Annotated in this window: 17 protein-coding genes; 7 read left to right on the top strand and 10 right to left on the bottom strand. The window is 64.5% G+C overall.

Annotated features, from left to right (window positions below):
- Nucleotides 1–189: 189 nt before the first annotated feature.
- Complete coding sequence (locus ACLEJP_RS10920) at nucleotides 190–2,256, top strand: AsmA family protein (RefSeq protein ID WP_440806341.1); 2,067 nt, start codon at nucleotides 190–192, stop codon at nucleotides 2,254–2,256.
- Nucleotides 2,257–2,453: 197 nt separating this feature from the next.
- Here ACLEJP_RS10920 and ACLEJP_RS10915 read toward each other — a convergent pair whose 3' ends face one another.
- Nucleotides 2,454–2,984 carry a ferritin-like domain-containing protein gene (locus ACLEJP_RS10915; RefSeq protein WP_225780753.1) on the bottom strand — a complete coding sequence of 177 codons (531 nt, stop codon included), beginning with the start codon at nucleotides 2,982–2,984 and terminating at the stop codon, nucleotides 2,454–2,456.
- Between the two features lie 47 nt (nucleotides 2,985–3,031).
- Nucleotides 3,032–3,373, bottom strand: coding sequence for an osmotically-inducible lipoprotein OsmE (osmE, locus tag ACLEJP_RS10910; RefSeq protein ID WP_225779415.1), 342 nt, complete (start codon nucleotides 3,371–3,373; stop codon nucleotides 3,032–3,034).
- A 121-nt stretch (nucleotides 3,374–3,494) separates the two neighbouring features.
- Here osmE and ACLEJP_RS10905 point away from each other — a divergent pair, with 121 nt between their 5' ends.
- On the top strand, nucleotides 3,495–4,385 hold the full coding sequence (locus tag ACLEJP_RS10905) for an alpha/beta fold hydrolase (protein WP_440806340.1): 891 nt from the start codon (nucleotides 3,495–3,497) through the stop codon (nucleotides 4,383–4,385).
- Here ACLEJP_RS10905 and ACLEJP_RS10900 read toward each other — a convergent pair.
- The gene (locus ACLEJP_RS10900; protein WP_289133717.1) at nucleotides 4,382–5,254 is read right to left on the bottom strand and encodes a DMT family transporter; all 873 of its coding nucleotides are present in this window, start codon (nucleotides 5,252–5,254) and stop codon (nucleotides 4,382–4,384) included. The genes ACLEJP_RS10905 and ACLEJP_RS10900 overlap by 4 nt on opposite strands.
- A 200-nt stretch (nucleotides 5,255–5,454) precedes the next feature.
- Between ACLEJP_RS10900 and ACLEJP_RS10895 the strand changes: the two genes are divergently transcribed.
- The 3 genes from ACLEJP_RS10895 to ACLEJP_RS10885 all read left to right on the top strand — a co-directional run bounded on the left by ACLEJP_RS10895 (nucleotide 5,455) and on the right by ACLEJP_RS10885 (nucleotide 7,673).
- Nucleotides 5,455–6,243 (top strand): AraC family transcriptional regulator, encoded by a 789-nt coding sequence (locus ACLEJP_RS10895; RefSeq protein WP_440806338.1) that lies wholly within the window; start codon nucleotides 5,455–5,457, stop codon nucleotides 6,241–6,243.
- Nucleotides 6,244–6,306: 63 nt separating this feature from the next.
- Nucleotides 6,307–6,594: a PsiF family protein gene (locus tag ACLEJP_RS10890; RefSeq protein WP_170032967.1), complete on the top strand. Its 288-nt coding sequence runs from the start codon at nucleotides 6,307–6,309 to the stop codon at nucleotides 6,592–6,594.
- 71 nt (nucleotides 6,595–6,665) lie between these two features.
- Entirely contained in the window at nucleotides 6,666–7,673 is a 1,008-nt protein-coding gene (locus tag ACLEJP_RS10885; protein ID WP_225779411.1) for an AI-2E family transporter, read from the top strand.
- Between the two features lie 135 nt (nucleotides 7,674–7,808).
- Here the strand turns inward: ACLEJP_RS10885 and ACLEJP_RS10880 are convergent, their stop codons facing one another.
- Nucleotides 7,809–9,080, bottom strand: coding sequence for an Hsp70 family protein (locus ACLEJP_RS10880; RefSeq protein ID WP_440806337.1), 1,272 nt, complete (start codon nucleotides 9,078–9,080; stop codon nucleotides 7,809–7,811).
- 164 nt (nucleotides 9,081–9,244) lie between these two features.
- Here ACLEJP_RS10880 and cbpA point away from each other — a divergent pair, with 164 nt between their 5' ends.
- A complete protein-coding gene (cbpA, locus tag ACLEJP_RS10875; RefSeq protein WP_440806334.1) occupies nucleotides 9,245–10,198 on the top strand; it encodes a curved DNA-binding protein in 954 nt (317 codons plus the stop codon).
- Nucleotides 10,199–10,200: 2 nt separating this feature from the next.
- Nucleotides 10,201–10,506, top strand: a complete 306-nt coding sequence (locus ACLEJP_RS10870; RefSeq protein WP_170032959.1) for a chaperone modulator CbpM — start codon at nucleotides 10,201–10,203, stop codon at nucleotides 10,504–10,506.
- Between the two features lie 164 nt (nucleotides 10,507–10,670).
- Here ACLEJP_RS10870 and ACLEJP_RS10865 read toward each other — a convergent pair whose 3' ends face one another.
- The 6 genes from ACLEJP_RS10865 to urtA form a co-directional block, all read right to left on the bottom strand.
- A complete protein-coding gene (locus tag ACLEJP_RS10865) occupies nucleotides 10,671–11,186 on the bottom strand; it encodes an N-acetyltransferase family protein (RefSeq protein WP_440806332.1) in 516 nt (171 codons plus the stop codon).
- Between the two features lie 31 nt (nucleotides 11,187–11,217).
- Nucleotides 11,218–11,916: an urea ABC transporter ATP-binding subunit UrtE gene (gene urtE / locus ACLEJP_RS10860; protein WP_440806331.1), complete on the bottom strand. Its 699-nt coding sequence runs from the start codon at nucleotides 11,914–11,916 to the stop codon at nucleotides 11,218–11,220.
- A 146-nt stretch (nucleotides 11,917–12,062) separates the two neighbouring features.
- Nucleotides 12,063–12,920 carry an urea ABC transporter ATP-binding protein UrtD gene (urtD, locus tag ACLEJP_RS10855; RefSeq protein ID WP_440806330.1) on the bottom strand — a complete coding sequence of 286 codons (858 nt, stop codon included), beginning with the start codon at nucleotides 12,918–12,920 and terminating at the stop codon, nucleotides 12,063–12,065.
- Complete coding sequence (gene urtC / locus ACLEJP_RS10850) at nucleotides 12,917–13,996, bottom strand: urea ABC transporter permease subunit UrtC (RefSeq protein ID WP_440806329.1); 1,080 nt, start codon at nucleotides 13,994–13,996, stop codon at nucleotides 12,917–12,919. Before urtC ends, urtD begins: the two co-directional genes overlap by 4 nt.
- Entirely contained in the window at nucleotides 13,996–15,483 is a 1,488-nt protein-coding gene (urtB, locus tag ACLEJP_RS10845; protein ID WP_440806328.1) for an urea ABC transporter permease subunit UrtB, read from the bottom strand. The genes urtC and urtB overlap by 1 nt, the downstream gene beginning before the upstream one ends.
- A gap of 121 nt (nucleotides 15,484–15,604) precedes the next feature.
- Nucleotides 15,605–16,870, bottom strand: a complete 1,266-nt coding sequence (gene urtA / locus ACLEJP_RS10840; protein ID WP_440806326.1) for an urea ABC transporter substrate-binding protein — start codon at nucleotides 16,868–16,870, stop codon at nucleotides 15,605–15,607.
- Nucleotides 16,871–16,985: the final 115 nt, after the last annotated feature.

Here is a 16,985-nt window from a genome sequence, read left to right as displayed (position 1 = left end):
TGATGGCTTTTTGAAATTGCTGTCGGCCGGTTACACACCCAGCCTGAGGCGACGAATTGCTGAACAAATGGCCAGGAAAAACTTCGTTATCATGGGCCAACCATAAAACCCCGCGGGTTTTCGTCAGTCCCAGATAGTGAATGTCCCGCTACGCCTGTTTCTGTGTCATACCGCAAGGAGAATCACGCAATGACGCGTCCCGCCAGAATCCTCGTCTGGACCTTCACCAGCCTGCTGACCTTACTGGCGATCCTGGTGGTGATCATCGCCACCTTCGACTGGAACCGCGTCAAACCCCTGCTCAACGAGAAGGTTTCAGAAGCCCTGCAGCGGCCCTTCGCAATCAATGGCAACCTTGCCGTCGAGTGGCGCACCGAAGCGGAAGAGGGCGGCTGGCGTGCCTGGGTACCTTGGCCGCATTTGATTGCCGAGGACCTCAGCCTGGGCAACCCGGCGTGGCTCGACGAGCAGAAGATGGTCGGCCTGGAACGCGTGACGTTCCGTCTGGCGCCGCTACCGCTGTTGTTTCGGCAGATCAGCATCCCGCGCATCGACCTGACCAAGCCCACTGCCAGCCTGACCCGTCTGGCCGATGGCCGCGCCAACTGGACCTTCGACTTCGGCCCCAAGGATGACAACGCCGAGCCTTCGAAATGGCAGCTGGACATCGGCGCCATCGGTTTCGACCAGGGCAATGTCAGTTTCGACGACCAAACCCTGAAAACCAGCATGAAGGTGCAGATCGACCCTCTGGGCAAGCCGATCCCGTTCAGTGACATCGTCGGCAAGGCCAAGGCCGAGAAGGTTGGTGCCGCGCAGGACTATGCCTTCGGCCTCAAGGTACAGGGCCGCTACAAAGGCCAGCCGGTGGCCGGTTCGGGCAAGATCGGCGGCCTGCTGGCACTGCAGGATGCCCGCCAGCCGTTCCCGCTGCAGGCCGATGTGCGTATCGCCGACACTCATGTGGTACTCGCCGGTACCCTGACCGACCCGCGCAACCTGGGCGCCCTCGATCTGCGCCTGCGCCTGTCCGGGGCCAGCCTGGGCAATCTCTATCCGTTGACCGGCGTGACCCTGCCGGACACCCCGGCCTACTCCACCGATGGCCACCTCAGCGCCAACCTGCACGCGGCGCAAGGGGCGACCTTCAACTACCAGGGCTTCAACGGCGAGATCGGCGACAGCGACATCCATGGTGACCTGGCCTTCGTTGCCAGCCAGCCACGGCCCAGGCTGTCGGGCAACCTGGTATCCAACCAGTTGCTGTTCAAGGACCTGGCGCCACTGATCGGTGCCGACTCCAATGCCGAGCACAAGGCGCGTGGCGGCGCCAGCAAGCAGCCGCAAGGCAAGGTATTGCCGGTGGAAGCGTTCCGCACCGAGCGCTGGCGTGCCATGGATGCCGACGTCACCTTAGCCGGCAAGCGCATCGTGCACAGCGCGCAGTTGCCCTTCAACGACCTGTCGGCCCACGTGATCCTGGAAGATGGCCTGCTGCGCCTGGAGCCCCTGCGGTTTGGCGTGGCGGGCGGCAACCTGGCGTCGCAGATCCGCCTGGATGGCCGCAATGTGCCGTTGCAGGGGCGTGCCCGATTGACCGCGCGGGGCTTCAAGCTCAAGCAGCTGTTCCCTGGCTTCGCGCCGATGCAGACCAGCTTTGGCGAGTTGAACGGCGATGCCGACATCACTGGCCGGGGCAACTCGGTGGCCGCATTGCTCGGTACGGCCAATGGCGACCTGCGCATGCTGGTCAACGATGGTGCCATCAGCCGCAGCCTGATGGAGATTGCCGGGTTGAACGTGGGCAACTACGTGGTCGGCAAGCTGTTCGGCGATGAAGACGTGAAGATCAACTGCGCAGCGGCCGACGTGGGGATCAAGGATGGCTTGGCAACCACGCGCCTGTTCATCTTCGACACCGAGAACGCGATCATCTACATCAACGGCACGGCCAATTTCGCCAGCGAGCAGCTGGACCTGAAGATCACCCCGGAATCGAAAGGGCTGCGGCTGTTCTCGCTGCGCTCGCCGCTGTACGTGCGCGGGCCGTTCGCCAAGCCGAGTGCCGGTGTGCAGGCGGTGCCGCTGGCATTGCGCGGGGCAGGGATGGTAGCGCTGGGGGTGGTGGCCGGGCCGGCGGCGGGCTTGCTGGCGTTGGTTGCTCCCAGCAGCGGGGATGATCCGAACCAGTGCACACCGTTGTTGCAGCAGATGAAGGCGGGCAAGGCGCCAGCTGCGGTGAAAGGCAAGCATTGAGGGGCCCTGCATGGCGGCTCATCGCCGGCAAGCCAGTGCCTACAGGTACCCCGTCGGCTTCGAATTGACGCGGCACCTGTCGCAGCGGCTTCAGCCGCGATCCGGTGCCAGCCACCGCGCCGCCTGCTTCGCGGATAAATCCGCTCCTGCAGTTGACGCGGTAGGAGGGCGTTGGGCTGCCGAGCAGCCCCTTGCAATTACAGCCCTTGCAGCAGATCGGACATGTCGTCCGCGTGTTCTTCTTCCTGGGCCAGGATGTCCTCGAAGATCCGCCGCGTGGTCGGATCCTTGTCACCAATGTACTGGATGATCTCGCGGTAGCTGTCGATGGCGATGCGCTCCGCCACCAGGTCCTCCAGCACCATCTCCTTCAACGTGGCACCCGCCACGTACTGGGCATGCGAGTTCTTGCTGAGGTTGTCCGGGTTGAAGTCTGGTTCGCCGCCCAGCTGCACGATACGCTCGGCAAGCCTGTCGGCGTGTTCGGCTTCCTGGTTGGCGTGCTCGAGAAACTCCTCGGCCGCGATGCTGGCTTTCACTCCCGAAGCCATGAAGTAGTGGCGTTTGTAGCGCAGGGTGCACACCAGCTCGGTCGCCAGGGCTTCGTTGAGAAGGCGGATAATGCGCTCACGGTCGGCGTGGTAGCCCTCGGTCACGGCGCCGTTCTCGACGTGCTGGCGGGCACGCTGGCGCAGGGTTTGCACATCGGTCAGTTCAGTTCCGGTCATGTTCATCTCCGAAAGCATCAGGGTGGTCATGGCGTGTCCTGTGGGTGTCATGCGCCGTGGGCGGCGTCGCTGTCTTCCTGGCGTTGTTTGCAGGTCTTGAAGCCTTTGGCATCGACATGGCCAGTGGCGTCGAAGCGCACGTAGTAAGGCTGCTGGTGGCCGTCGCGGTTGAGGATGTAGTCGTTGCAGGTGCCACCGTGCGGCAGGTCGGTCACGTTGGATGGGCTACCGCCGATAGCGATGACCTTCTGCATGGTCATGCCGTGTTCCACTTGCTTGACCAGCGGTTCGTCGCGGTAGGTGACGTAATCCACGGGGTTTTCCGGGCGGCTGCCACAGGCGGCGAGGGTGGCGCTGGCCAGGAGGATTGCCAGGGTCTGCTTGTACATGTTCCCGCTCCTTGCAAAGGGTCTGTTGGCTTTGGAACCGCAGCGGGCGCCCAGAGTTCGATTGCGCTGTTCATCAGGGCCGCTGTAGTGTTGGCCGGTCGTCCACGGAAAGGGGCTGGCGATGCAGCAGGAATTGGCCACGCGATACCCGTTGGTGCTGGTGCCGGGCATGCTGGGGTTTGTACGGGTGCTGTTCTATCCCTACTGGTTCGGCATCGTGCCGGCACTGCGCAAGGGCGGGGCGCAGGTGTTCCCGGTGCAGGTTTCGCCGCTGCATTGCAGCGAGGTGCGCGGCGAGCAGCTGCTGGCGATCATTGAAGATATCTGCCAGCGCAACAATGTCGAAAAGGTCAACCTCATCGGCCACAGCCAAGGGGCCCTGGACGCACGCTACGCTGCTGCCAGGCGGCCCGAGCGGGTGGCGTCGGTCACCTCGGTGGCCGGGCCCAACCAGGGTTCGGAACTGGCCGACTACCTGGAACGCAACGCACCTGGCGACTCGGCCCAGGGGCGCTTGCTCAAGGCCTTGCTGCACGGTATCGCCGTGCTGCTGGTGTGGCTGGAAACCGGCTGGCGCCGCGACCCGCTGCCGGTGGATGTGCACGCCTCGCACCAGGCGCTGACCAGCAGCGGGGTGGCACGCTTCAACCAGGCTTGTCCACAGGGCTTGCCAGATACCTGGGGCGGGGAAGGGGCCTATCAGGTCGATGGCGTCCGCTATTACTCCTGGTCCGGCACCTTGCAGCCTGGCCTGACCGACCGGGGGCGCAACCGTTTCGATGGCAGCAACTACTTCTGCCGCCTGTTCGCGTGTAGTTTCGTCAAGGAGAAGGGCCAGAGCGACGGCATGGTCGGGCGCTGCAGCTCGCACCTGGGTCAGGTGATCGGCGACGCTTACCCGCTCGACCACCTGGACATCGTCAACCAGTCCCTGGGGGCCATCGGCAAGGGGGCCGAGCCGGTGCGGCTATTCACCGAGCATGCCGCCCGGCTCAAGGCGGCCGGGCTCTAGCGGCGGATCGGCGTGGTCCAGCGTTCGGCCAGCAGCACGCCGGCCAGGGTCAGCAGACCACCGACCAGGTGATAGCGGGCCAGTTGCTCTCCGAGTGCCACGGCGGCGATGACTGCGGTGACCAGGGGCAGCAGATTGAAGAACAAGGTGGTGCGGCTTGGCCCCAGGCGATGCACCGCCTGCATCCACAGCAATGGCGCAATCATCGAGGCCAGCACGCAGGCGTACAGCACCAGACCGATGTTGCGGTTGTTCAGGCCTGTTTTTTCCGACAGCAGGAACAACGGCAGCAGCACGACGATGGCTACCAGCACCTGCAAGTACAGCAACTGCATCGGTGGCAGGCGCAGTTGCCACTTCTTCAACAGGAAGCTGTACAGCGCGTAGGCCAGGGTGGCCACCAGCATCAACAGGTCGCCACTGTTCAGGCCCTGCTTCAGCAGGCTGGCCGGGTCTCCGGCGCTGACCACTTCAAGCACGCCGAAGAACGACACCACGGCCCCCAGCAAGGCGCCGTAGCTGAGGCGCTGGCCCAACCAGGCGATGGACAGCGCCAGCGCCATCAACGGCATCAGCGAAAGGATGATGCCCATGTTGGTGGCACTGGTGATGCCGGCGGCGAAGTACGCCAGGCTCTGGTACAGCGCCATGCCCAGCACGCCGAGCACGCACACCTTGGCCAGGTGCGGGCGGATGGCCGCGCGGTTGCGCCATACGGCGGGCAGCAGGACCGGTGTGAACAGCAGGGCGGCCAGCAGCCAGCGGTAGAAGCCGATCTCGGCGGGGTGGATGGCACCGGCGGACATCTTGGTGACCACAGTGTTGCCGGCCCAGATCAGGATGGCGGTGAGCGGGAAGAGGTAATTCATGGAGCGCGATACTCGTTGCGGGCAGATTGGGCGGCTTTGCGGCCACCGCCAAACAAGGCCGCTACGATACGAGCTCGCCGTGCAGGCGCGGCCTTGTGTCGCGATGACCTGCGCAGCAGGCCCGGATGCCGCCCATTATCAACTGTCTGTCTGCAAGCCTATACTTCCAGCCAGACAACCCGCCCCGCGAAACAGTCAGCATGCCGCGCAAATACCTCGAAATCCCCCAGTTCAGCCAGCTCCCGGCGCCGGTGTACTTCCGCCACGACGAATTCGGCGCCGATACCCACAGTGCCTTGCATCGCCACACCTGGGGCCAGCTCAACTACACCGCGCACGGCGTGATGCAACTGGACGTCGCCGGCCAACGCTTCCTGTCGCCGCCGCAGTATGCGGTGTGGGTGCCGCCCGATACCGAGCACGGCTGCTACAACCCGCACGCCATCGTGTACCGTTCGATCTACCTGGACCGCCGCCTGTGTGCCGCCTTGCCGCAGCAACCGTGCAGCCTGATGATCAGCGACATCCTCAAGGCGATCCTGGCCGACTTCGCCCGGCGCGACCTGCGGGTAGCCGAGGGCGAGCGCGACCAGCGCCTGGTGCAGGTGCTGCTCGACCAGCTGATGCTGGCACCGACCCAGGCCTGCTACCTGCCGTTTGCCCACAGCGAAGGTTTGCGCCAGGTGCTCGATGCCCTTGCCGCCGCGCCCGGCGACAACCGCCCACTGGCTGACTGGGCTGCCCGGGCGCATGTCAGCGAACGCACCCTGGCCCGTCAGTTCCTGCGTGAACTGGGTATCAGTTTCGGTGAATGGCGCCTGCGCCTGCGTTTCCTGCACGCCATCGATGCGCTGGAAGCCGGCCTGCCGATCCAGGCCATCGCCTTCGACCTGGGCTACAGCAGCGCGTCGGCGTTCATCGCCATGTTCCAGCGCCAGGCCGGCTGTACACCCGAGCAGTACCGTCGCCAGGTGCGAACAAAGCGTTGAGAATTCTTGGCTACACTCAGCTCGACCCCCGCGCATCGGGCGCGGAGCCAAGGAGACCACTCCATGAAAGTGCTGCAAATCCCTTTACTGGTATTGGCGGTGTTGTTCAGCGCCCAAGGCTTCGCTGCCACTACCGCGCAGCAGGAAAAAATGAAAACCTGCAACGCCGACGCCACCGCCAAGGCCCTGAAGGGCGATGAGCGCAAAGCCTTCATGAGCACCTGCCTGAAAAAGGAGGTGCCACAAACCCAGCAGGAGAAGATGAAGACCTGCAACGCCGACGCCACCAGCAAGGCCCTCAAGGGGGATGAGCGCAAGGCGTTCATGAGCGACTGTCTGAAGAAGAAATGACCTGCGCCTATGCCTGCAAGCGTAACGCTGGCAGACTGCGGGTCTTTCCCGTTGTCTGCCGTTGAGGCTGTATGACCTTCACCCCCCGCCAGGTCACCCTGGCCAGCTGGATCATCGTATTTGCCGGCCTGTTGCTGGCGTTGCCCCTGAAGTTGCTGCCAAGCCTGCTGGCCGGTCTGCTGGTGTTCGAGCTGGTCAACATGCTCACCCCACGGCTGCAGCCGCTGATTGCCGGGCAACGCGCGCGCTGGCTGGCCGTAGCGCTGCTTGGCACACTGGTGGTCATCAGCCTGGCCTTGCTGATCGCCGGTGCCTTCAGTTTCCTGCTGCATGAAGCGGAAAACCCCGGCGCTTCGCTGGACAAGTTCATGGCCCTGGTGGAGCGTGCCCGCGGGCAGCTGCCGCCGTTCATCGAAGGCTACCTTCCCGCCAGTGCGGCAGAGTTCAAGGTGGCCATCGGTGACTGGATCAAGAGCCACCTCAGCGACCTGCAGCTGGTGGGCAAGGGCATGGCGCACATGTTCGTCACCTTGCTGATCGGCATGATCCTCGGTGCCATCGTCGCCTTGCAGCGCATCCCTGACATCTCCCGGCGCAAACCCCTGGCGGCGGCGTTGTTCGAGCGCCTGAGCCTGCTGGTGCAGGCGTTTCGCAACATCGTCTTCGCGCAGATCAAGATCTCGCTGCTGAACACCACCTTCACCGGCATCTTCCTGGCGGTGGTACTGCCGATGTTCGACGTGCACCTGCCGCTGACCAAGACGTTGATCGTGCTGACCTTCCTGCTCGGCCTGCTGCCGGTGATCGGCAACCTGATGTCGAACACCCTGATCACCATCGTCGGCCTGTCGCTGTCGATCTGGGTGGCGGCGGCGGCGCTGGGGTACCTGATCGTCATCCACAAGGTCGAGTACTTCCTCAACGCGCGGATCGTGGGCGGGCAGATCAGCGCCAAGTCATGGGAGCTGCTGCTGGCGATGCTGGTGTTCGAGGCGGCCTTCGGCTTGCCGGGGGTGGTGGCGGGGCCGGTCTACTATGCCTACCTGAAGAGCGAGCTGAAGCGGGCGGAGCTGGTCTGATTGTTCAATAGCCTGTACCGGCCCCTTCGCGGGCTTGCCCGCTCCCACCGGTATTGCACAGGCCGTGGGTACTGTGCGGTCCCTGTGGGAGCGGGCAAGCCCGCGAAGGGGCCGGCACAGGCCGAAGAGCCTGGCTCAGGCCACGCCGTAACGTTTGCGTGCCTCGATGGCCAGCCCGCTGCCAATGCTGCCAAAGATGTTGCCTTCCACATGCCGCGCATTCGGCAGCATCGCCGCCACGCTGTTGCGCAGCGCCGGGATCCCGCTGGAACCGCCGGTGAAGAACACCGTGTCGACCTGGGTCTCGCTGACACCCGCCTTGGCCAGCAGTTCGCTCACGCTGCCACGCACGCGCTCCAGCAACCCTTCGATAGCTGCCTCGAACAACGTACGGGACAGGTCCACGCCCAGCTCGCGCTCGATGCGGCCGAGGTCGACGCGCCGGCTCTGCTGCTCGGTCAGCTCGATCTTGCTGGCCTCCACTTCCATCGCCAACCAGTGCCCGGCACGCTCTTCGATCAGCTTGAACAGACGGTCGATGCCCAGCGTGTCCTCGATGTCATAGCGCATGCTGCCCAGGGCCAGCTGCGACTTTTGTGAGTACAAGGCGTTGATGGTGTGCCAGGTGGCCAGGTTGAGGTGGTAGCTGGTCGGCATCAGCGCACCGCTCTTCATGCGGCTGCCGTAGCCGAACAGCGGCATCACGCCCTGCAGGCTCAGTTGCTTGTCGAAGTCGGTACCGCCGATGTGCACGCCGCCGGTGGCGAGGATGTCGCTCTGCCGCTCGGCGACCAGGTGGCGCTCGGGCGACAGGCGGATCAGGGTGAAGTCCGAGGTACCACCGCCGATATCGACGATCAGCACCAGCTCTTCGCGGCTGAGGCCCGACTCGTAGTCGAAGGCGGCGGCAATCGGCTCGTACTGGAACGACACATCCTTGAAGCCGATCTTGCGTGCCACTTCGGCCAGGGTGTCCTCGGCCTCCTGGTCCGCGGCCGGGTCTTCGTCGACGAAGAACACCGGGCGGCCCAGCACTACCTGGTCGAACTCGCGGCCGGCCGTGGCCTCGGCGCGCTTCTTCAACTCGCCGATGAACATGCCCAGCAGGTCCTTGAACGGCAGGGCGCTGCCCAGCACGCTGGTATCGTGCTTGATCAGCTTGGACCCCAGCAGGCTTTTCAGCGAGCGCATCAGGCGCCCTTCGTAGCCTTCCAGGTACTCGTGCAGTGCCAGGCGGCCATACACCGGGCGACGTTCCTCGATGTTGAAGAACACCACCGAGGGCAGGGTGATCTTGCCGTCTTCCAGGGCAATCAGCGACTCGACACCCGGACGGTGCCAGCCAACCGTGGAGTTGGAGGTGCCAAAGTCGATGCCCAGGGCGCGGGCCGGGGATACGTCAGACATGGGGAATGAGCTTCCGGAGGCAAAACGGCCGCGCAGTGTATGCCAGTTGGCCACAGAATCAAGACCGGTCGTCTGCCCTGGAGCAAACCCAAAGCGGTCTTGAAAGGCTATGCTTGAGCCCTATCTTCAATGGCAACACGCACATTCACATTGGTGATCCATAGATGGACTTCAAAGACTACTACAAGATACTTGGCGTAGAGCCCACGGCGGACGAGAAGGCGATCAAGGCCGCGTACCGCAAGCTGGCGCGCAAGTATCACCCCGATGTCAGCAAGGAGCGCGACGCCGAGGAAAAATTCAAGGAGGCCAACGAGGCCTACGAAGTGCTGGGCGACGCGCAGAAACGTGCCGAGTTCGACGAAATTCGCAAATACGGTGGCCAGCATGGCCGGCCGTTCCAGGCACCGCCGGGCTGGGAAAGCCGTGGCGGTGGCGGCGGCTTCGAAGGCGGTGATTTTTCCGACTTCTTCAGTTCCATATTTGGTAGCCGGGGTGGCAACCCCTTTGGTGGTACCCGGCAGCAGCAACGCAGTGCCGGCAGGCGAGGGCAGGACGTGGAGCTTGAACTGGCGGTATTCCTTGAAGAGACCCTGAACAAGGAGTCCAAGCAGATCAGCTTCCAGGTGCCGCAGACCAATGCGCTGGGCCAGCGCACCGGCTTCTCCACCAAGACCCTGAACGTGAAGATTCCGCCCGGGGTGACCGATGGCGAGCGTATCCGCCTCAAGGGCCAGGGCGCGCCGGGCAGCGCTGGCGGGGCCAACGGCGACCTGTTCCTGACCATCCGCATGGCACCGCACCCGCTGTTCGATGTCGAAGGCCATGACTTGATCATTACCGTGCCGCTGGCGCCGTGGGAGGCTGCCCTGGGTACCAAGGTGGCGGTGCCGACGTTGACCGGCCAGATCAACCTGACCATCCGCCCCGACAGCCAGACCGGCCAGCGCCTGCGGGTCAAGGGCATGGGCCTGTTGAACAAGAAGGGCGAGCGCGGCGACTTGTATGCACAGCTGAAGGTGGTGATGCCCACCACCTCCGATGCCACTACCCGTGAACTGTGGACCCAGCTTTCCGAGAAGGCGGCGTTCAACCCGAGGACACAATGGAGTAAGTGACCATGAGCAGCACCCTGATCGTTCAACTGGACATGCGTACCTTGTGTCAGGAGGCCGACCTCACGGCTGACTGCGTGATCGAAATCGTCGAGCACGGCATTGTCGAACCCTCCGGGCGAACGCCGGAGGACTGGTTGTTCGACGATCAGGCGCCGCTGCTGGCCAAACGCGCGGCCAAGCTGCACGAGGAGCTGGAGCTGGAGTGGGAAGGGGTGGCGCTGGCGCTGGAGCTGCTGCAGGAAGTGCGGCAGTTGCGCAGCGAAAACAGCATGCTGAGGCAGCGTTTGGGCAGGTTCATCCAGATGTGAGTTGGTGCAGGGGCGACTGACGCTGGGCCCTGTAGGAGCGGCCTTGTGTCGCGATGGGCTGCAAAGCAGCCCCTGATTGTCGCTCTGGGTCAAGATTGCCGGGGCTGCGTCGCAGCCCATGGCGACACAAGGCCGCTCCTACAGGGAGGCGCACCAGTGGCATATCAGTTGGGTTCAGCCCCCGGGTTCAGCACCAGTTGCATGAAGGTCAGGTCCAACCAGCGGCCAAACTTCACCCCCACCTGCGGCATCTGCCCGGTCACCACAAAGCCCAGGCGCTCATGAATGCGCACCGATGCCGCATTGCCACTCTCGATGGCGGCCACCATCACATGCTTGCCACAGTCACGCGCACGCTCGATCAATGCCGCCATCAACACCGGCCCCAGTCCCTTGCCACGCTGATCGCCACGGACATACACCGAGTGTTCCACGGTATGGCGAAAGCCCTCGAACGGCCGCCAGTCGCCAAACGAGGCATAGCCGAGCACGCCGCTGTCATCCACCGCCACCAGGATCGGGTAACCCTGCTGCGCCCGTGATTCGAACCAGGCCTGGCGGTTGCCGAGGTCCACCGGGGTTTCGTTCCAGATCGCCGTGGTGTTGCGCACCGCGTCGTTGTAGATGTCGAGGATGCCCGGCACGTCGGCAGGCAGGGCATCGCGGATTTGGTGAATCATGGCAGCGTCTCGCAGGTTCGTTGTGCGCAGGTTAAATGGTTACCAGCCCGCGCACACCTTCCGCCTGCATGTTTTCGCCACGGCCACGCTGGATGATCTCGCCACGGGCCATCACCAGGTACTGGTCGGCCAGCGCCTCGGCAAACTCATAGAATTGCTCCACCAGCAGGATGGCCATGTCGCCACGCTCGGCCAGGCGGCGGATGACCGCGCCGATTTCCTTGATCACCGAGGGCTGGATGCCTTCGGTCGGCTCGTCGAGGATCAGCAGGCGCGGGCGGCTGGCCAGGGCGCGGCCGATGGCCAGCTGTTGCTGCTGGCCGCCGGACAGGTCGCCGCCACGGCGTTGCTTCATCTGCTCGAGTACCGGGAACAACTCGTAGATGAACGCCGGCACTTCGCGGGCTTCGCGAGCGGGGAAGCGCGACAGCCCCATCAGCAGGTTTTCCTCGACGCTCAGGCGCGGGAAGATTTCGCGGCCCTGGGGTACATAGGCGATGCCGGCATGGACACGCTGCTGGGGCTTGAGCGCGGTGATCGGCTTGCCTTCCCATTCGATGCTGCCGTCGCGCGCGGGCACCAGGCCCATCAGGCAACGCAACAGGGTAGTCTTGCCCACGCCGTTGCGGCCCAGCAGGCAGGTGACTTCGCCGATCCTGGCTTCAAAGGACAGGCCGCGCAGGATGTGGCTGCCGCCGTAGTACTGGTGCAGGGTGTCGATCTTGAGCATGTGTGCATTCCTGAAATTGTTGCTGTGCCTGTGCCGGCCCTTTCGCGGGCTTGCCCGCTCCCACAGGTACTGCACAGCTCTGGAAACTGGTGCAAAACCTGTGGGAGCGGGCAAGCCCGCGAAGAGGCCGGCACAGGTATCCATGGCTAGCGGCCCAGATACACCTCGACCACCCGCTCATCCGCCTGCACCTGCGCCAACGACCCTTCCGCCAGCACACTGCCCTGGTGCAGCACGGTCACATGGTCGGCAATGCTGCCGACAAAGCCCATGTCATGCTCCACCACCATCAGCGAGTGCTTGCCGGCCAGGCCCTTGAACAGCTCGGCGGTGAACTCGGTCTCGGCGTCGGTCATGCCGGCTACCGGCTCGTCCAGCAACAGCAGTTGCGGCTCCTGCACCAGCAGCATGCCAATCTCCAGGAACTGCTTCTGCCCATGCGACAGCAGGCCCGCCTGGCGCTGGGCCAGGGGCAGCAGGCGCAAGGTGGCCAGCACTTCCTCGATACGCTGGCGTTGTTCAGCACCGAGCCGCGCCGTCAGGCTGGCCCACACCGACTTGTCGGTCTTCAGCGCCAGCTCGAGGTTCTCGAACACCGTCAGCGCCTCGAACACCGTGGGCTTCTGGAACTTGCGGCCGATGCCGGCCTGGGCAATCTGGTATTCGCTCATGCGGGTCAGGTCGAGGGTGTCGCCGAAGAAGGCGCTGCCGGTGTCGGGCCGGGTCTTGCCGGTGATCACGTCCATCATCGTGGTCTTGCCGGCGCCGTTGGGACCGATGATGCAGCGCAGTTCGCCGACACCGATGTACAGGTTCAGCGCGTTGAGGGCCTTGAAGCCGTCGAAGCTGACGCTGATGTCTTCAAGGCTGAGCACCGTGCCATGGCGGGTGTCCAGGCCAGCCTTGCGGCTCTGGCCCAGGCCGATCGCATCGCGGCCGCTGCCGAGGGTGTCGAACACAGGTTCGAGCATGAACTCCGGGTGGACCGGGGGTACGCCTCTCATGGCTGGCTCCTTTTCTTCAGCAGGCCCACCACACCCTTGGGCAGGTACAGCGTGACCAGGATGAACAGCGCGCCGAGGAAGAACAGCCAGAACTCCGGGAAGGCCACGGTGAACCAGCTTTTCATGCCATTGACCAGGCCGGCGCCGAGCAGCGGGCCGAGCAGCGTGCCGCGGCCACCCAGGGCTACCCACACGGCGGCTTCGATGGAATTGGTCGGCGACATTTCGCCAGGGTTGATGATGCCTACCTGCGGCACGTACAACGCACCGGCCAGGCCGCACAACACGGCACTGAGCACCCATACCAGCAGCTTGAAACCGCGCGGGTCGTAGCCGCAGAACATCAGGCGGTTCTCGGCATCGCGCACCGCAGTGAGCAGGCGGCCGAACTTGCTGCGGGTCAGGCCCCAGCACAGGTACAGGCTGGCCAACAGCAGGCCGACGGTGAGCAGAAACAGCACAGCCCGGGTGCCCTGGGCGGCGATGTCGAAGCCGAGGATGGTGCGAAAGCTGGTAAAGCCGTTGTTGCCGCCGAAGCCGGTCTCGTTGCGGAAGAACAGCAGCATGCCGGCGAAGGTCAGGGCCTGGGTCATGATCGAGAAATACACACCCTTGATTCGTGAGCGGAAGGCGAACCAGCCGAACACCAGCGCCAGCAGCCCGGGTGCCAGCACCACCAGGCACAGGGCCCAGGCGAAATGCTGGGTGCCAGCCCAGTACCAGGGCAATTCGCTCCACGAAAGAAACGTCATGAAGCCCGGCAGGCCGTCACCGGCGGCCTGGCGCATCAGGTACATGCCCATGGCGTAGCCGCCGAGGGCGAAGAACAGGCCATGGCCCAGCGACAGCAGCCCGGCGTAGCCCCAGACCAGGTCCAGCGCCAGGGCCACGATGGCATAGCAGAGAATCTTGCCGACCAGGGTCAGGGTGTAGGCCGACACCTGCAGGGCATGCTCCGCCGGCAACAGCGACAGCAGCGGCAAGGCCACCAGCAGCAGGACGACGAGCGCGCCGATGGCCAGCGACAGGCGCGGCCCGGCCTTTTGCGTAGCAGTGACAAGCAGTGGCTGGTTCATCAGTCGATTACCCGTCCCTTGAGAGCAAACAGGCCTTGCGGGCGCTTCTGGATGAACAGAATGATCAGCGCAAGGATGAGGATCTTGCCGAGCACGGCACCGATCTGCGGCTCCAGCAGTTTGTTGGCGATGCCAAGGCCGAACGCTGCCCACAGGCTGCCGGCCAGCTGGCCGACACCGCCCAGCACCACCACCAGGAACGAGTCGATGATGTAGCTCTGGCCCAGGTCGGGGCCGACGTTGCCGACCTGGCTCAGGGCTACGCCGCCCAGCCCGGCGATGCCCGAGCCGAGGCCGAAGGCGAGCATGTCGACGCGCCCGGTGGACACCCCGCAGCACGCCGCCATGTTGCGGTTCTGGGTGACCGCACGCACGTTCAGGCCCAGCCGCGTACGGTTGAGCAGCAGCCAGGTCAGCAGCACCACGGCCAGGGCGAAGCCGATGATCACCAGGCGGTTGTACGGCAGCACCAGGTTGGGCAGCAGCTGGATGCCACCGGACAGCCAGGCCGGGTTGCTGACTTCGACGTTCTGCGCGCCAAACAGCAGGCGAATGGCCTGGATCAGGATCAGGCTGATGCCCCAGGTCGCCAGCAGGGTTTCCAGGGGACGGCCGTAGAGATGGCGGATCACCGTGCGCTCCAGGGCCATGCCGACCCCGGCGCTGACAGCGAAGGCCACCGGCAGGGCGAGCAGCGGGTAGAACTCGATGGCGCCGGGGGCGTAGCGCTGCAGCAGCACCTGGACCATGTAGGTGCTGTAGGCGCCGAGCATGAGCATTTCGCCGTGGGCCATGTTGATGACCCCGAGCAGGCCGAAGGTGATGGCCAGGCCCAGGGCCGCCAGCAGCAGGATCGAGCCTAGTGACAGGCCGCTGAACGCCTGGCCGAGCAGTTCGCCGACCAACAGCTTGCGCTGCACCTGGGCCAGGCTGGTTTCGGCTGCGGTGCGCACGCCTGGGTCGGTTTCCGCGCCCGCTTGCAACAGGGCTTCGAGGCGGGTGCGCGCCAGGGGGTCGCCGGTTTCGCCGAGCAGGCGCACGGCAGCCAGGCGTACCGCCGGCTCGCTGGCGCCGAGTTGCAGGTTGGCCAGCGCCAGGCCGAGGGCGGCGTGCACGGCGGCGTCCGGCTCAGTGGCGAAGCGTCGGTCAAGGAATGCCATTTGTGCCGGCTGCGCGCTCTTTTGCAGTTGCTGGGCAGCGGCCAGCCGCGTGGCGCTGTCATCGCTGAGCAGCTGGTGGCTGGCCAGGGCGTTGTCGATCAGGCCGCGCAGGCGGTTGTTCAGGCGCACCTTACGGGTGTCGTCGGCGCCGATGCGGCCTTGGCGCAGGTTCTGCAGCAACGGCAGGCGCGCGGCATCCGGCTGCGCCGCCCAGGTTTCGAGCAGGCGGGCCTGTTCGGCGGGTTTGGCGCTGAGGAAGAATTCGCCCTCGTTGGCCTGGGTGGCCAGGGGTAGTAGCAGGAGCAGGGTGAGCAGCAGTCTGAGCATGCGGGCAATCCTGGAAATCGGGGTTGGATTCTTCGCGGGCATGCCCGCTCCCACAGGTACAGCAGAGGCGCTGTGGGAGCGGGCGCGCCCGCGAATAGGCTGCAAAGCAGCCCCAATGCACTCAGTTACCTTTCACTGCATAGTCAGGCCGCTTGTCATTCCCCGGAATGAACGGGCTCCAAGGCTGCGCCCGCAGCGGCTGCTCGGTTTCCCATACCACACTGAACTGCCCGTCATCCTGGATCTCGCCGATCATCACCGGCTTGTGCAGGTGGTGGTTGGTCTTGTCCATGGTCAGGGTGAAGCCCGAGGGGGCCTTGAAGGTCTGCCCCGCGAGTGCCTCGCGCACCTTGTCGACGTCGGTGGACTTGGCCTTCTCGGCGGCCTGGGCCCACATGTGGATGCCCACATAGGTGGCCTCCATCGGGTCGTTGGTCACCGCCTTGTCGGCACCCGGCAGGCCCTTGGCCTTGGCGTAGGCCTTCCAGTCGGCGACGAACTTCTGGTTGACCGGGTTATCCACCGACTCGAAGTAGTTCCACGCCGCCAGGTGCCCCACCAGCGGCTTGGTGTCGATGCCGCGCAGCTCTTCTTCGCCCACCGAGAACGCCACCACCGGCACGTCGGTGGCTTTCAGGCCCTGGTTGGCCAGCTCCTTGTAGAAGGGCACGTTGGAATCGCCGTTGACGGTGGAAATGACCGCAGTCTTGCCACCGGCAGAGAACTTCTTGATGTTGGCGACGATGGTCTGGTAATCGCTGTGACCGAACGGCGTGTACACCTCTTCGATGTCCTTGTCGGCCACGCCCTTGCTGTGCAGGAAGGCGCGCAGGATCTTGTTGGTGGTGCGTGGGTAGACGTAGTCGGTGCCCAGCAGGAAGAAGCGCCTGGCGCTACCGCCGTCTTCACTCATCAGGTACTCGACGGCCGGGATCGCCTGCTGGTTGGGCGCGGCGCCGGTATAGAACACGTTCGGCGACATTTCTTCGCCTTCGTACTGCACCGGGTAGAACAGCAGGCCGTTGAGTTCCTCGAACACCGGCAGCACGGATTTGCGCGACACCGAGGTCCAGCAGCCGAACACCACCGCGACCTTGTCCTGGGTCAGCAGCTGGCGGCTCTTTTCAGCGAACAGCGGCCAGTTGGAGGCGGGGTCGACCACCACCGGTTCGAGCAGCTTGCCGTTCACGCCGCCCTTGGCGTTGATCTCGTCGATGGTCATCAGCGCCATGTCCTTGAGCGAGGTCTCGGAAATCGCCATGGTCCCGGACAGCGAATGCAGGATGCCGACCTTGATGGTCTCGGCGGCCTGGATACTCCAGCTCAGGCCCATCGCGGCGATAGATGCGCTGAGGGTAAAGGCCTTGATCAGACTGCGACGCTTCATGTGCTCTCTCCGCTGAGTTTTTTTTAGGGTGTTGGGCAGCGGGGAGGGGTGTTGCAAGGGGTGTGCCTAACGGCGGAAGGTGCGCAATAGAGCGGATGTGCGAGGTGTTGGGGCG

Origin of the sequence: Pseudomonas sp. SMV7, assembly GCF_052041995.1 — a bacterium.
Taxonomy (GTDB): Bacteria; Pseudomonadota; Gammaproteobacteria; order Pseudomonadales; family Pseudomonadaceae; genus Aquipseudomonas.
Note: the sequence above shows the minus strand (reverse complement) of the source record. Positions and strands in the feature narration are given on the sequence as shown.